Consider the following 14,442-nt stretch of genomic DNA (forward strand, 5'->3'; position numbering starts at 1 on the left):
CGTCCCCGTCGCGACAGCCACCTTGGCGTGGATCACCCACCGGGTGCAACAACGGCACCTGGCGTTGCGCCGCGTGCAACCCACTCCAGGTGGCCGCTCAGCGAGAACGCCCGCCGACCCCCGTACGGTTCCGCCACATCTGCTCCTGAACACCCAGGCGCTCACGCAGCCGGGTCAGACGCGGCATCCGCACGCGCTGCTCCCGGGAGACACGGTCCAGTTCCTCGAACAGGCGCCGGGTGCGGTGCTCGGTGTCGAGCTCGTCGAGGATCCGGTTGACCTCCGTCAGGACGGCACCGAGCAACTGCCAGTGCCGCGTCTCGCGCTCGGCCTCCTTGCGCAGCAGCAGGGCCAGCTTGTCGCGGGTGGCCGCCGCGGTGCGCAGCTCCGTGGCGAGACGCTCCTCCGCCGACTCGGCGCTCGCACTGAGATGGGTGGTCACCAGCACCGCGAAACTCACCACCGCGTCGGCGATCTCCGACAGCAGCTGCTCCAGCGCGGCGCCCGTCTCGGCATCGAACAGCGGCTCGGTCTCGCGCTCCTTCGCCAGGTCGGTGAAGGACCGCGCGAGGACGCGCAGGACGACCGTGCAGATCTCCAGCGTGTCCAGGCCGGTGCGCAGCACCACCCGGTGCAGCAGGCCCTCCCGCACACGCGGGTTGAGCCGCAGGCTGTCCTCCGCCTGCAGGAGCGCCGCGTCCACCTCGACGATGTCGTGGTCCAGGCGCCGCGCCTCGTGCAGCCGCTCCGCCGCGCGGTCCGCGGGCGTACGGCCGGCGGCCTCCTCGCCCATGCGCAGCATCAGCTGCCGCAGCCGGCGCGCCAGACCCTCGATCGACGCGCCCGCCTCCTCCACCCACACCGGCGGAGCCAGCAGCAGATTGCAGCCGAGCCCGACGACCGCGCCGATCAGCGTCTCCACCACCCGGGCCCAGGCGGTGTCCCCGACGGTGGTGACCCCGAGCACCAGCATCGCGCTGATCGCGACCTCGGGTACGTACTCCTCCACGCGGACCAGCCGACCCACGACCAGCGAGGCCACGAGGAGCAGGGCCAGGCTCCACCAGGTCAGGCCCACCAGAAGGCTGAACGCGATGGCGACGAGGACGCCGGTCACCACGGCGTTCACCCGGCGGAAGCCGTTGGTGAGCGTGGCGTACAGGGTCACCTGGACGACCAGCAGGGCCGTCAGGGGAGCGGTGAGCGGTGCCGCCTCGGGGCTCAGCCGCAGCGCGATGACGTAGGCGATCGTCGCCGCGAACGCGGACCGCACCGTCTGGACGACCACGGGGTCCCGGCGCTTGTGCACGATCCGCCTGGCGTGCGCCGTCCACTCACGTACCTCTCGCATCCTCAGGCTGTTCCCCTTCCCCTGGCTGTCGAACGCATCCATGGAGGACGTTAATGCCGGGGGAAACCAAGGGCGACCGAGGGCCTCAGGCGTACACCTTGTCGAGGAAGGCGGTCAGATGACCCATGGTCCGCTCGATCTGCTCCTCCAGGGTGAGGCTCTCCTCGAAGCGGGGGCCGCTCTCCGGCACCTTCTTCCCGCGCAGGTACAGCGAGCAGGCGAGGTCGGTGCACATGTACGCCCCCACGGAGTTCCCCTCACGTCCTGCCGCTCCCGTCTTCCGCGCGGTCATCAGCGCCACACCGCCCCGCGGGTGCGTCGTCAGGCACAGCGAACACATGCTGCGATGCAGAAAGCCCCGCTGTGCGGCCTGGAACCGCATCGCCACCCCGACGAGCCGTCCCTCGCGCTCGGCGACCAGATAACTCCGATCCGGCGCTCCCGGATCCCGCCACCCGAGAAAGTCGAGATCGTCCCAGGGCCGCTCGGCGAGGTCCCGGGGGACGGACAGACGCTTGGCCTCTCCCTTGGAGCAGTTGATGAAGGAGTTGCGGATGTCCTGTTCGGTGAGTGATCTCATAAGGGAGGGCTCCTGGTCGTCGTCGGCGAAACCTAGGGGTCCTAGGTTCCGGGGATCAGGTTAGAAGCATCGAAGACGGGGGATCCAGTGCATTTTCCTGAGGTCGCGTCCGCGCGGGCACGGGCGGCGCTGCGCCATGTGGCGGGCGGCTCGTCGGGGCCCGCCGTCGATCCGGAGGCGCGGATCACACTGAACTTCCACCCGGACCGGCCGGCGGGCGGCGTGCCCATCCTCGTGGCGCTCGTCCGGGACGGCGCCTACCACTCGCAGTTCGTCACCGGCACCAGCAACGGCGGCCTCACGGCCCGCCCCGGCGGCGACCGGTGGCACTGGGAGAGCCGGATCTTCGGCGGGGCGTACGACGAAGCGGCCGCCCACGAGCGGCCCGTCTACGGCGCCCTGAACTTCCGCCGGCAAGTGGTCGGCGCGGCGCCGCGCTTCGGCTCCTCCCACTTCCGGCTGCGCGCCGGCGCCGTGGCCCGCGCCACGTTCTGCTACCCCGACAGCGCCGCCGAGCCGGCCGACTTCGGCGTGGCGGCCGGCATGTCGCTCATCGTGCTGGCCGAGGCGGACGAGCAGGACGCCCTCAACGACTACATCGAGGCGCACGTGCACGGAGGCGTCGATCTCGCCCGGGACGTGGAGGCGCTGGTGCTGGACGCCTGCTACCGCGGCACACCGGTCGAGGCCGCGGCCCGGCGCCTGCCCTGCCCCGTCGAGTGGCACCCCGGCTACCGGCTCACCGTGGCCGGGCTACGGCGCCACGCGGACTACCGCGGCCCGGAGTACGTGGAACTGGGCGCGCGGATCGCCCGGGACGGCCTCGTCGACCCGCGGGCCATCGGCGACGCCGCCCGGACGGGGCGGTACGAACTGCAGGACCTGAAGATGGTGTGGCACACCCTCGCCCGCTTCGGTGCGCCGGAGGGAGCGGGCACGGCCTACTCCGCGGCCGGGGCCTCCGGCGGCCAGACCCCCGGGGCGAGCACCCCCAGCGCATAGGCGCGGGCCACCAGTTCGGTGCGGTTGGCGGCCCGCCAGCGGGAGGACAGACGGCGCAGGTGGTAGGTGACGCCGTCGGCGGTGAGGCCGGTCTCGCGGGCTGCCCGGGCCGTGGTGGCACCGGCGGCCAGCAGCGCCAGGATGCGGGCCTCCATGGAGGTGACCCGGGCCTGTTCGGCGTGCGGGGCGGGGGAGGGGGCGCGTTCGCCGTCCACGCGCAGCATCACCAGCAGCGCCGGTGTGTCCTCCACCGTGTCGCTCACCGGGTCCGCCGTCAGCTCCCCGTACCGCTCCGCGCCGCCCGGTGCCCGCCAGCGCACCGAAACCTGGTAGCGCGAGCGGTGCCGCAGCCGCAGAGCCTGGGCGACGCGCTCCACCTGCGTGGCCTCCCGCGGGCTGAACAGGTCCAGCACGTCACGGCCGCGCAACCGCCCCGGCGTCGTACCGCACTCCGCGGCCATCGCCGGATTGGCGAGCAGCACCGCGCCGTACACGTCACACACCGCGACCGGCATCGCGACCCGGTCGAAGAGGAGCAGGGCGCGGTTGCGCCATGTCACGGCCTCCTGCCGGGCCTGGTCCACGAGCGTCTCCTGCCACGCCGGGCCGCCCCCGCGCAAGGGCGACGCGTCTGCATGTACTACACAATCATGTAGCGCCGCGGCGCGGCCCGCCGGGTCCCGTGGATCAGGCTGGATCGCAGTACTTCCGTACCGCGAAAGGCAGTTGTCGCGTCATGCGCCCCACCGCACAGACCCCCCGGCCCGCAGACGTCCTCCCCGGCGTTCCCGTCGCCGACATCTCCGGCACCGGACCCGGCGACGCGCCCGTCCAGCAGGCCATGGACCTGATGCGCGAGCACGGGCCCGTGCTCGTACGGCGGCTGTACGGACGCGACACCCTGTTCGTGGGCGACCTGGACCTCGTGGCCGAGCTCGCGGACGAGCAGCGGTTCGCCAAGCACATCGGGCCCGGTCTGGAGAACGTCCGCGAGTTCGCCGCCGACGGCCTGTTCACCGCGTACAACGACGAGCCCAACTGGGCCAAGGCGCACGACATCCTCATGCCCGCCTTCGCGCTGGGCTCGATGCGCACCTACCACCCCGTGATGCTGGAGGTGGCCCGTCGGCTCATCGCGTCCTGGGACCGCGACGCCCGCGCCGGGCAGCCCGTCGACGTGCCCGGCGACATGACCCGCATGACGCTCGACACCATCGGACTGGCCGGATTCGGCTACGACTTCGGCTCCTTCGAGCGAGCCGAACCGCACCCCTTCGTCGAGTCGATGGTCCGCTGCCTGGAGTGGAGCATGACCCGCCTCGCGCGCGTCCCGGGCAAGGACTACTCGGCGCAGGACGCGGCCTTCCGGGACGACTCCGCCTATCTCGCCCAGGTCGTCGACGAGGTCATCGCCGCCCGCACCGGCACCGACCAGAGCCAGGCCGACGACCTCCTCGGCCTCATGCTCACAGCCGAGCACCCCGCCGACGGCAGCACGCTCGACACCGCCAACATCCGCAACCAGGTCATCACCTTCCTGATCGCCGGCCACGAGACCACCTCCGGCGCCATGTCCTTCGCCCTGTACTACCTCGCCAAGCACCCCACCGCGCTCCAGCTGGTGCAGCGTGAGGTCGACCAGCTGTGGGGCGACCAGGACGACCCCGAGCCGGCGTACGACGAGATCGGCCGGCTCACCTACACCCGCCAGGTCCTCAACGAGGCGCTCCGGCTGTGGCCCACGGCCGCCGTCTTCGCCCGGGAGGCCCGCGAGGACACGCTGCTCGGCGGCCGCATCCCGCTGCGCGCCGGGCAGTCCGCCCTGGTCCTCACGCCGATGCTGCACCGGCAGCCCGTCTGGGGCGACAACCCCGAGCTGTTCGACCCCTCCCGCTTCACGGCCGAGGCGGAGGCGGAGCGCCCGGGGCACGCCTTCAAGCCCTTCGGCACCGGCGAGCGCGCCTGCATCGGACGGCAGTTCGCCCTGCACGAGGCGACCATGCTGCTGGCCATGCTCGTCCACCGCTACCGGTTGAAGGACCACTCCGACTACCGGCTCACGGTCAAGGAGACCCTCACCCTCAAGCCCGAGGGCTTCACCCTCACGCTCACCCCGCGCACGCCCGCCGGCCGGGTCCACACGCCGCTGCCCGGTGCCGCCCCGGTCCAGGACTCCCGGTCGGCCGAACCACAGGGCCTCCCCGCGCGCGTCCGCCCCGGCACCGCCGCTCTCTTCCTGCACGGCAGCAACTACGGCACCTGCCGCGGCTTCGCCGCACAACTTGCCGACGAGGCCGCCGCCGTCGGCTGCGAGACCCGGGTGGCGCCCTTGGACGCCTACGCCGACAGCCTGCCCACCGACCGGCCCGTCGTCATCACGGCCGCCTCCTACAACGGCCGTGCCACCGACGACGCCACCGCCTTCGCCGCCTGGCTGGAGGAGACTCACGACCTGTCCGGCGTGACGTACGCCGTCCTCGGCGTCGGCGACCGCAACTGGGCCGCCACCTACCAGCACGTCCCCACCCGGATCGACGAGCGGCTCACGGAGTCCGGCGCCACGCGGCTGCTCGACCGCGCCGCCGCCGACGCCTCCGGCGACCTCACCGGCACGGTCCGGGAGTTCACCGCGGCCCTCCGCGTCGCCCTGCTGGAGCGGTACGGCGACCCGGACGCCACGGCCCCGGACCCCGAGCCCACCACCGCCTACGAGGTCCGCGCCCTGACCGGCGGCCCGCTGGACACCCTGGCCGAGCGGCACGAGCTCGTCCCCATGCGGGTCACCGAGGCCCGCGACCTCACCGCGCCCGGCTACGCGCGCCGCAAGCGGTTCGTCCGCGTCGCGCTCCCGGACGGCGTCACCTACCGCACGGCCGACCACCTCACCGTGCTGCCCGCCAACCACCCGGACCTCGTCACCCGCGCCGCCGCCGCGCTCGGCGTCGACCTCGACACCGTCCTGGACATCCGCGCCACCCGCCCGCGCCGCGACTCGATCGCCGTCGACCGCCCCGTGACGGTACGGCAGCTCCTCACCCACCACGTGGAGTTGCAGGAGCGTCCGAGCGCCGGTCAGCTCGCCGCGCTCGCCGCCGCCAACCCGTGCCCGCCGGAGCGCATGGCCCTGGCCGCCCTCACCGACGACCAGCGCACCCTCGTGGAGATCATCGAGGACCATCCGGCCCTGCGCGGCGCCCTGGACTGGCCGCAGCTCCTCGACCTCCTCACGCCGCTGCGCCCCCGCCACTACTCGATCTCCTCCTCGCCCGCCGTCGACCCCGGTCACGTGGACCTGATGGTGTCGCTGCTGGAGGCACCGGCCCGCTCCGGCAAGGGCCTCTACCGGGGCACCGGCTCCGGCCACCTCATTACCGTCGAGCCCGGCGACACGGTGTACGCACGCGTGCAGCCGTGCCGGGAGGCCTTCCGCATCGAAGCCACCGGCGGATCCGCACCGGTCGTCATGATCGCGGCGGGCACCGGCCTCGCCCCGTTCCGCGGCGCCATCGCCGACCGTACGGCCGCCCTCGCGGCAGGCACCGAACTCGCCCCGGCCGTCTGCTACTTCGGCTGCGACGCGCCCGACGCCGACTTCCTGCACGCCGACGAACTGCGCGCCGCCGAGACCGCCGGAGCCGTTTCGCTCCGCCCCGCCTTCAGCCAGGCCCTCGAGGGCGAGGTGCGGTTCGTGCAGCACCGCATCGCCGCCGAGGCCGAGGAGGTCTGGGAGCTGCTGGCCGCCGGAGCGCGGGTGTACGTCTGCGGTGACGGTTCCCGGATGGCGCCCGGGGTGCGGGAGGCGTTCCGTACCCTGTACCGGAAGCACACGCCGGGCGCCGACGAGACGGCCGCCGAGCAGTGGCTCGACGGGCTGGTCGCGGACGGGCGTTACGTCGAGGACGTGTACGCGGCCGGCTGACCGAAGCGAAGGGGAGGGGTGGGCGCACGGTGGTGGACTCCTGGGAACGGGCCCGGCACATCCTGGAGGCGGCGGGCCTGGATCCCGGCAGCCTGGCCCACCTCGCCCCGCTGACCGGCGGCACGTACAACACCGTCGAGGAACTCCGCCTCACCGACGGCACCCGCTACGTGCTGAAGATCCCGCCCGCGGCGGCCACCCCCGGCCTCCGGCACGAGCGCCGGCTCCTCGTCTCGGAGGCCGAGTTCTACCGCTCGGCCGCCCGGACCGGAGTCCCCGTACCGCGGCTGGTGTCCATGGGCGACGACTTCCTGCTGATGACGGCCTGCCCGGGCGACTCCTGGGACGACGGCTCGCTCACCGACGCGGAACAGGCCGCACTGCGCGCGGAGCTGGGACGCCACACGGCCCGGCTGCACTGCGTGACGGGCCCCGGCTTCGGTTACCCCTCCGGCGCCCTCGGCCCGCTCGCCCCCGACTGGCGGACCGCGTTCACGACGATGTTCGACGCCGTCCTCGACGACGCCCGGCGCTACGGGGCGCGGCTGCCCCGCCCCGTCGACGCGGTGGCCCGTACCGCCCGGTCCGCGTACGGCGCCCTCGGCGAGGTCACCGTCCCGTGCCTCGTGCACTTCGACCTGTGGCGGGGCAACATCATGGTCGACCGCTCGGCCGGCGACGCCCGCATAGGCGGCCTCATCGACGGGGAGCGCATGTTCTGGGGCGACCCCCTGGCCGACTTCGTCTCCCTGGCGCTGCTGGGCGACATCAAGCGGGACGAGGCGTTCCTGGCGGGCTACAGGGAGGCCGGCGGCCGAGCCGGCTTCGACACCCCGGCCCGCCTCCGGCTGGCCCTGTACCGCGCCTACCTCTACCTGATCATGCTCAGCGAGACGATTCCGCGCGAGGTCGGAGAGGAACAGGAGCGCTGGGTGCAGGACACGGTCGCTCCGGAACTCGTCGCGGCCCTGGACGAGATCGAGGCACTCCTGGCAGGCCGCGCTCAGCCGTGACCGCGGCCACATGATCGGCGGCGTCTGAGACCCGGGTGGAGGTTTCTCAGGCCGCGCCGGAGGTACTCGCGTGGCGCCCGGACCAGTGAAGGGAGCACGCCGTGACCGACCACCGCCTCGAAGGACCCGGCGAGAACGGTGAGCCCGTACCGCGGGACATGCCGGACCAGCAGGCCGACGCCGGCGAGGACCCGTGGGAGGTCGCCCCTCGCTTCACGGGCACCGGCAAGGACCGGAAGGGGGACGGGAACGAGGACGAGGCCGACGAGCCCGCCGGCGATGTCCCCGACACGGACGAAGCGGGGACGGGACGGCAGGGAGTTCCGCGCTCGGGAACCGTCCACCCCGAGCATCCGGAGCCGGACGAGTCCTCCGCCTGAGCGCCGCTGAGCGCTCCGGCGGCGTGAGCGCCGATGGCCGCAGCCGACCGTGGGGGCCGGCTGCGGCCATCGGTCGTCTTGGCAGTCGTCTCGGTAAGGGTCGGGCGGCTCGTGCGGTCAGCCCACCTTGCGTCCCCGCAGCGGTTCCGTCCGTGCGCCCCCGCCCTGCTGAAGGCCCTGGAGGAACTCCTCCAGCACCTCCGTCGCCGTACGCTCCGGCCGCCAGCCGAGTTCCGCACGCGCACGCGTGCAGTCCATCAGGGGCAGCCTCAGCACCGCGTCGAACAGGTGCGGGGAAGCGGGCAGCAGGTGCAGGCCCCAGGCGGCGGCGATCGCCGAACGGGCCGCGGTGCGCGGCAGCCGTACCGGGCGCGCCCCCAGCATCTCGCCCAGCACCTGCGCGTCGACCGGCGGCTCGGCCGCCAGGTTGAAGGCGCCCCGGGCGTCGGAGTGCACGGCCAGCCGGTACGCGTTCGCCGCGTCGTCCGTGTGCAGCGCCTGCACCCGCAGCCCCGGGATGTCGGGCAGGAAGGGCAGCAGCTCCGGGCGGGCCAGCGGGCCGGGCAGGAAACGCCCGCCGAAGATCCGGCGCTGCTCGCTAGCGGACTCCCACTTGAACAGGAAGGCGGGCCGCATCCGCACCACCCGCGTCTGAGGGTGGTCGCGCTCGAACGTGTCCAGCGCGCGCTCCAGGTAGGCCTTCTCCCGGCAGTAGGCGGCGTCCGGCCAGCCGTGCGTCGGCCACGACTCGTCCACCGCCCGGTCCTTCGGGCCCGGCGAGTACGCGCCGACCGACGAGGCGTGCACCAGCGCCGGCACCCCCGCGGCGGCCACCGCCTCGAACACCCGCATGCCGCCGAGCACATTGGTGCGCCAGGTCGCCGCCGGGTCGTGCGTCGGCTGGAACGCCCAGGCCAGATGGACCACCGCGTCGGCGTCCGTGAACCGCTCGACCAGGTCGGACTGTTCGGAGGCCAGGTCGACCGCCGCCCAGTCCGTCTTCGGCGGCGACCAGTCGGGGATCCGCCGGGCCAGGCCCAGCACGGAGGCGACCTCCGGATCCTCCGAGAGGAGGCGCACCACGCTGGTGCCCACGTTGCCGGTGGCGCCCGTGACCACGATCCTCATGCCCGTTCCGCTGCTCACCATCCGCTCCTCTCGGCCGCGACGGTCCTCGGAGATGACCGAGTACCCGGGTCGGGCCGATTGCACGTGGGCAGCCGACCGCACATGGGCAGAGGAAAGCCCCGGCCGGACGGGGGAATCACGGCCGGGGCGGCTCAAGGCGTGGGCGCGGATGGCGGTCGCCTCTCGGCGAAAGGCTCCACAGGGCTTCAGCCGAACGATCGTCCCTGTGGGCGGATGGTGAGGCCCGGGGACACTGTCCCGTCCGCACCCACGTGTTGTTCAACGGGTAACTACCTTCGGGTGTTCCGGGCTTGGACCTCATTCGCGGTGATGTGTGTCACCGCTCCTCGTTCCCCGGGAGGATCTCGGCCCACAGGTTCTCGGCCTGGAGCAGCAGCGTGCCGAGCACCGCCGTGTGCGCGGCTCCCAGCCCGGCGTGTTCCCGCAGCCTTTCCTGCAGGTACTGGTGCAGTTCCCGCATCCTCTCCTCCCTCTCGTCGTCCCGGCACGGGTCCACGCTGCCGTTGAGCAGGCGGTCGGCCTCCGTGTCACAGGCGTGCCCGATCAGCTCCAGCAGATCCGCGTACGAGCGAAGGGCCGGGCCCTCGGGCGGGGCGGGCGTGCGGTTGTCGTCCACGGCCACCGCCAGCGCCCGGGTCAGGGTGGTGACGTGCCCGGTGACGCGGCCGAGGCGTTCGTCCTCGTCCGGCGGCGGCAGGGGCATGTGCGGAACGCGGTGCAGGGCGCGCAGCGGGCCGTAGGTCAGGCGCAGGCTCTCCTGGCTCCAGCGGCGCGCCGAGCGCAGCGCGTCCAGACGGCGGTCCAGCTGTGCAGAGGCGGTGAGCCAGCCGGCGGCGGTCTGGGCGTCCCAGTCGCCGTGGCGCAGGTCATCGGCGACGGAGCGCAGAACGCCGCCCGATTCCCGGGCGAGGGTCGCCAGGTTCTCCCGGACGTCCCGCAGATGGATCGGCGGGAGGACGAGCGCGTTGACGGCGACGCCGATGACGGCGCCGAGCGCCGCCTGCCCCACGCGGTGCCCGACGCCGGACATGCTGACCATGCCCGAGGTCAGGGTGAACAGGGCCGTGGTCGCCGCGTAGATGCCCTGGTCGCCGAAGCGAGGCCAGTTCGAGAGCAACATCAGCACCGGGACGGACAGGGCGAGCGCGCCCGTCGTGTCGCCGGTGAGGGCCAGCGTCGCCGAGGCCAGCACGCTGCCGACGCAGATCGCCCCGAACTGCCGCGCGCCCTGCACCAGCGAGCTGTAGACGGTCGCCTGCACCAGCACCAGCGCCACCCACGGCGCCATCAGCGCCAGCGGGTCTCCCATCCAGACGCCACCCACCAGCCAGGCGATCACCGCCGCCGCGGCGGCCTTCAACGACTGGACGACCAGGTCCCGCTCCCGCCCGGGCTCGCGCCAGGCGGCCCGGACGGCCTCCACGGCCCTCCGCGCCTCCCGCCGCGCTGCGTCCAGCGGCCGCGTTCCACGGACCCCCTGCCCGAGATCCTCCATGCGCTCCCGCAGCGCGTCGGCGGCCGCCCGGCTGTTCATGACCCTGCCGCCCCGGTCAGAGGGACTGTCGGCCGCCGTGCCGGGCCGCGTCTCCTGGGCGGTTTGGCTGTCGGTTGGCTTGCGGGGCTGGGTTTTCCGGGTCGGGGCGTTGTCCGTTGCCTGGCCGGGAGCTGTTTCCTGGGCCGCCCGGCTGTCCGTCTCCCTGCCATGTCCCGTCTGCCGGGCCGCCCGGTCGTCCGGCGCCTCGTCGGGGGCCGTCCCCCCGGCCGTCGGGGGGTCGGTCGCCTCGTCGGGTCGTGTCTCCCGGGCCGGCTGCCCGGTCGGGCGGGTGTCGTTCGCCGCCGCGGCTTCGTCCTTCCGGCGGCCGAAGGCGCGAGCCGCCCGTCGGACCGCACTCGTCACACGCGTCATGCGCTGCGGGTATCCGCGTTGACCGGGGGTTTCACGCCGGCTCATGCGAGCGGACTGTCACGCAGGGACGACAGCAGGTGCGCGGGGTCGGCGTAGATCGCGTCCGCGCCGGACTTCTCCAGGTCGGTGCGCGGGATGCCACCGCACAGGACGCCCACACAGCGCACCCCGGCTCGGCTGCCCGCTCGCATGTCCCACACGGTGTCCCCGACGAAGACCGCCCGTTCCGCCGGCACCCCGGCCAGGTCCAGGGCGTGCTCGACGGGCTCGGGGGCGGGCTTGCCCGCGTCCACGTCGTCGGCGCTGGCCGTGGCGGTGATGACGTCGTCCGCGTCGATCGCCCGGCGCAGCGCGCTCAGCTCCGCGCCGCCCGCCGAGGTGGCCAGTACCACGGCCCAGCCGTCCCCGTGCAGCCGCCGCAGCAACGGCCCGGCCTCCGGCAGCGCGGGCAGCCGGTCGAAGTACTGCCCGTACAGCGCCTTGTGGGCGGCGCTGATCGCCGCGTCCTGGTCCGTGTCCCGGTCCTCGCCGAGCAGGTGCGCGACGAGGTCGGTGGAGGCCAGGCCCACGGCCCGGTGGACGGCGTGCATCGGCACGTCGTGGCCCGCCTGGCGGAAAGCCTCCCACCACGTCACGACATGCAGGTGGTTCGTGTCGACCAGCGTGCCGTCGACGTCGAACACGGCCGCCCGTTCTGCCTTCGCCATGCGTGCGATCCCTTCCTGTGATCCCGCTTTCCGGCCCGCCCGGGTACCACCTCAGCCGCCCGCCACGCCGGACGGCACCCGCCGTTCACGGGTCCAGGCCAGCAGCTCCTCCAGGGACCACGTCGTCACCACCCGCTCGGGCGGCACCCCGCACTCCTCCGCCCGCGCACACCCGTTGACCTGCCAGTCCAGCTGCCCCGGCGCGTGCGCGTCGGTGTCGACGGAGAACAGCACACCCGCGTCCACGGCCCGGCGCAGCAGCCGCCGCGGCGGGTCGAGCCGCTCCGGGCGGCTGTTGATCTCCAGGGCCGTGCCCGTCTCCGCGAGCGCCGCGAACACCTCGTCCGCGTCGAACTCCGACTCGGGCCGCCCCCGCCCGGTCAGCAGCCGCCCCGTGCAGTGCCCGAGCACGTCGGCGTGCGGATCACGGACGGCGGCCACCATCCGCCGGGTCATCGACCGGGCGTCCATGCGCAGCTTGGAGTGCACCGACACCACCACGACGTCCAGCCGGTCCAGCAGCTCCGGCTCCTGGTCGAGCGAACCGTCCTCGAGGATGTCGCACTCGATGCCGGTCAGCAGCCGGAACGGCGCCCAGGTCGCGTTCAGCTCCGCCACCACGTCCAGTTGCTCCCGCAGCCGCTCGGCCGACAGCCCCCGTGCCACCGTCAGGCGCGGCGAGTGGTCGGTCAGCGCCGCCCACTCGTGCCCCAGCGCCGCCGCGGCCCGGCCCATCTCCTCGATCGGGCTACCACCGTCCGACCAGTCGGAATGCAGATGACAGTCGCCGCGCAGCAGCGCCCGCAGCTTCTCCCCGCCCCGTACGGCCGGGGGCTCCTTCGCCTCGCCCTCCAGTTTCCGCAGATAGCCGGGCACCTCACCGGCCAGTGCCTCCCGCACCACCTGCGCGGTCTTCGGACCGACCCCCTTGAGCGACTCCAGCGACCCGGCGTCCGCCCGCCGGCGCACCTCGTCCTCGCCCAGCTCCTTCAGCACCCGGGACGCAGTACGGAAGGCCCGCACGCGGTACGTCGGCGCCAGGGACCGCTCCAGCAGAAAGGCGATCCGGTCCAGTGCCTCGACGGGATCCATCGCCACCTCCACCACAAGGGTTCCCCAGCACCCGGCGGGCCGCACGACGGGCGGACGGTTTGTCCGGTACGTACCCGGGTACTGCGATGCCTCGTCCCGCACGCTCGACGAGGAGGCCTGTCATGTCCGCCCCCACCGCGCCCCGCAGCAAGGCCGCCGTGATCACCGGCGCCGACTCCGGCATCGGCAGGGCCACCGCCGTACGGCTGGCCGAGGCGGGCATGGACGTCGGCATCACCTGGCACAGCGACCACAAGGGTGCGGAGGAGACGGCCGAGGAGGTCCGGGCGCACGGGCAGCGGGCCGAGGTCGCCCGGATGGACCTCACCCGGCTGCCCGAGGCGGCCGGCACCGTCGACGAGCTGTGCGAGCGCCTCGGTCGTATCGACGTGCTGGTGAACAACGCGGGCACCGGCACCATGACACCCTTCCTCGACCTGGAACTGTCCGACGTGCGCGAAGTCCTCGACGTCGATCTCGTCGGGCCGTTCCTGTGCGGGCAGAAGGCGGCCCGGCACATGATCCGGCAGGGCGGCGGCGGGCGGATCGTCAACGTGACGTCCGTCCACGAGCACCAGCCGCGCGTGGGTGCCGCCCCGTACTGCGCCGCCAAGGGCGGTCTCGGCCTGCTCACCCAGGTCATGGCGCTCGAACTCGCGGAGTACCGCATCACCGTCAACGCCGTCGCCCCGGGCGAGATCTCCACGCCTATGACCGGGCAGGAGGACACCGACCCGCACACCGAGAGCCGCCCCGGCGTGCCGCTGGGGCGGCCCGGCGACGCCCGCGAGGTCGCCGCCGTCATCGCCTTCCTCGCCGGTCCGGACGCCTCCTACGTCACCGGCGCCTCCTGGAGCGTCGACGGCGGCATGCTCCGCATGGGCCCGCAGGCCGGCTCGCACCTGACGAGCGACGACTGGCGCCGCCCCTGAACGGACCGGTCGGACCGGCCAGGCACCGGCTGGCCTGGCCGGTGCCTGGACTCCGCACTACCGCCGGTTGCGCTCTACGCTCGATGCATGACCGAAAGCGCGAGCCCGTACATATCCCACCCGCGGATCATGGTGCTCGGGGTGCAGCCGGGAACACCGCCGTTCCGGATCGTGGAGATCGACGGCCAGGTGGTCGGGGAGGCCAAGGCCGTCACCGACGTACTGACGGCCGCCGCCGCGTTCGGCATCAGGGTCCACGACCTGGACGATCCGGACGTGGTCCGCTGGGTCGGCGGCGACAAGTTCACCTGGACCGTGCGCCCTAGGCCCTGACCGTGTACTGGTGCCGCGGCAGGCAACGTTTGCCCGTCAAGGAGCGGCGTCCGGTGCGTGCTCTGGGGGTACCCCCTG

13 protein-coding genes are annotated in these 14,442 nt (G+C 73.4%); 6 read left to right on the forward strand and 7 right to left on the reverse strand.

Translation table 11 applies throughout. The annotated features are described in order from the left end of the window. Nucleotides 1–97 precede the first annotated feature (97 nt). Together AOQ53_RS33610 and AOQ53_RS33615 are read right to left on the reverse strand one after the other, a co-directional pair. On the reverse strand, nt 98–1,351 hold the full coding sequence (locus AOQ53_RS33610) for an FUSC family protein (RefSeq protein WP_059423064.1): 1,254 nt from the start codon (nt 1,349–1,351) through the stop codon (nt 98–100). 85 nt (nt 1,352–1,436) lie between these two features. Continuing rightward, nucleotides 1,437–1,931 carry an FBP domain-containing protein gene (locus AOQ53_RS33615; protein ID WP_059423065.1) on the reverse strand — a complete coding sequence of 165 codons (495 nt, stop codon included), beginning with the start codon at nt 1,929–1,931 and terminating at the stop codon, nt 1,437–1,439. 87 nt (nt 1,932–2,018) lie between these two features. Between AOQ53_RS33615 and AOQ53_RS33620 the strand changes: the two genes are divergently transcribed. After that, nucleotides 2,019–2,933 carry a DUF3626 domain-containing protein gene (locus AOQ53_RS33620; protein WP_059423067.1) on the forward strand — a complete coding sequence of 305 codons (915 nt, stop codon included), beginning with the start codon at nt 2,019–2,021 and terminating at the stop codon, nt 2,931–2,933. Here AOQ53_RS33620 and AOQ53_RS47540 read toward each other — a convergent pair. Beyond that, nucleotides 2,873–3,517 (reverse strand): PAS domain S-box protein, encoded by a 645-nt coding sequence (locus tag AOQ53_RS47540; RefSeq protein WP_059423068.1) that lies wholly within the window; start codon nt 3,515–3,517, stop codon nt 2,873–2,875. The genes AOQ53_RS33620 and AOQ53_RS47540 overlap by 61 nt on opposite strands. A 152-nt stretch (nt 3,518–3,669) precedes the next feature. Here AOQ53_RS47540 and AOQ53_RS33630 point away from each other — a divergent pair, with 152 nt between their 5' ends. The 3 genes from AOQ53_RS33630 to AOQ53_RS33640 all read left to right on the forward strand — a co-directional run bounded on the left by AOQ53_RS33630 (nt 3,670) and on the right by AOQ53_RS33640 (nt 8,245). Next, entirely contained in the window at nt 3,670–6,852 is a 3,183-nt protein-coding gene (locus tag AOQ53_RS33630; RefSeq protein ID WP_059423071.1) for a bifunctional cytochrome P450/NADPH--P450 reductase, read from the forward strand. Between the two features lie 29 nt (nt 6,853–6,881). Next, the gene (locus tag AOQ53_RS33635; protein WP_059423073.1) at nt 6,882–7,865 is read left to right on the forward strand and encodes a phosphotransferase family protein; all 984 of its coding nucleotides are present in this window, start codon (nt 6,882–6,884) and stop codon (nt 7,863–7,865) included. Between the two features lie 101 nt (nt 7,866–7,966). After that, nucleotides 7,967–8,245: a hypothetical protein gene (locus AOQ53_RS33640; RefSeq protein ID WP_059423075.1), complete on the forward strand. Its 279-nt coding sequence runs from the start codon at nt 7,967–7,969 to the stop codon at nt 8,243–8,245. Nucleotides 8,246–8,362: 117 nt separating this feature from the next. Here AOQ53_RS33640 and AOQ53_RS33645 read toward each other — a convergent pair whose 3' ends face one another. The 4 genes from AOQ53_RS33645 to AOQ53_RS33660 all read right to left on the reverse strand — a co-directional run bounded on the left by AOQ53_RS33645 (nt 8,363) and on the right by AOQ53_RS33660 (nt 13,099). Next, on the reverse strand, nt 8,363–9,391 hold the full coding sequence (locus AOQ53_RS33645) for an SDR family oxidoreductase (protein WP_059423083.1): 1,029 nt from the start codon (nt 9,389–9,391) through the stop codon (nt 8,363–8,365). A gap of 319 nt (nt 9,392–9,710) precedes the next feature. Next, nucleotides 9,711–10,889, reverse strand: coding sequence for an FUSC family protein (locus tag AOQ53_RS33650; RefSeq protein WP_063889041.1), 1,179 nt, complete (start codon nt 10,887–10,889; stop codon nt 9,711–9,713). A 452-nt stretch (nt 10,890–11,341) separates the two neighbouring features. Next, nucleotides 11,342–12,007 (reverse strand): HAD family hydrolase, encoded by a 666-nt coding sequence (locus tag AOQ53_RS33655; RefSeq protein ID WP_059423077.1) that lies wholly within the window; start codon nt 12,005–12,007, stop codon nt 11,342–11,344. 51 nt (nt 12,008–12,058) lie between these two features. Then, nucleotides 12,059–13,099 carry a PHP domain-containing protein gene (locus AOQ53_RS33660; RefSeq protein ID WP_099054750.1) on the reverse strand — a complete coding sequence of 347 codons (1,041 nt, stop codon included), beginning with the start codon at nt 13,097–13,099 and terminating at the stop codon, nt 12,059–12,061. Nucleotides 13,100–13,221: 122 nt separating this feature from the next. Between AOQ53_RS33660 and AOQ53_RS33665 the strand changes: the two genes are divergently transcribed. Together AOQ53_RS33665 and AOQ53_RS33670 are read left to right on the forward strand one after the other, a co-directional pair. Further along, the gene (locus tag AOQ53_RS33665; RefSeq protein ID WP_059423079.1) at nt 13,222–14,031 is read left to right on the forward strand and encodes an SDR family oxidoreductase; all 810 of its coding nucleotides are present in this window, start codon (nt 13,222–13,224) and stop codon (nt 14,029–14,031) included. An 87-nt stretch (nt 14,032–14,118) separates the two neighbouring features. After that, on the forward strand, nt 14,119–14,364 hold the full coding sequence (locus AOQ53_RS33670; protein WP_059423081.1) for a hypothetical protein: 246 nt from the start codon (nt 14,119–14,121) through the stop codon (nt 14,362–14,364). Nucleotides 14,365–14,442 lie beyond the last annotated feature (78 nt).

The sequence above is a fragment of the Streptomyces azureus genome (genome assembly GCF_001270025.1).
Taxonomy (GTDB): domain Bacteria; phylum Actinomycetota; class Actinomycetes; order Streptomycetales; family Streptomycetaceae; genus Streptomyces; species Streptomyces azureus.